The organism is Pseudomonas sp. 2995-1 (assembly GCF_002742505.1).
GTDB classification, from domain to species: domain Bacteria; phylum Pseudomonadota; class Gammaproteobacteria; order Pseudomonadales; family Pseudomonadaceae; genus Aquipseudomonas; species Aquipseudomonas sivasensis.
This window is the reverse complement of record NZ_LJSA01000288.1, coordinates 1-282: the sequence shown is the minus strand read 5'-3', so window position 1 is coordinate 282 and position 282 is coordinate 1. Positions and strand designations below refer to the sequence as shown.

1 protein-coding gene is annotated in these 282 nt (G+C 44.7%); it reads right to left on the bottom strand.

Going from position 1 to position 282, the window contains the following annotated elements:
• Positions 1-69: 69 nt before the first annotated feature.
• A partial coding sequence (locus tag AOA61_RS05745) for a hypothetical protein (protein WP_143521185.1) occupies positions 70-282 on the bottom strand: 213 nt, incomplete at its 5' end.

Genomic DNA, 282 nt, shown 5'->3' with positions numbered 1-282 from the left:
CCTTTACTCCACTCTTCTGGTACCTCCTCAACTAGAACTGTTGACTTAAACGCAGCTTTTAACTAACAATCAAGCACCCTCGTTTACATCCAATGATTTCTCTAGAATCTCAACGATATCCAACGTTTTTACATCTTCCTCTACTTCTTTGGCTTTCGTACCATCGCTAAGCATTGTTAAACAGTATGGACAGGCACTACCGATGACGGGTGGCGTATCAGCTAACGCCTGTTCAGTCCGGGCCTCATTGACACGAGTCCCTTCATTCTCTTCCATCCACAT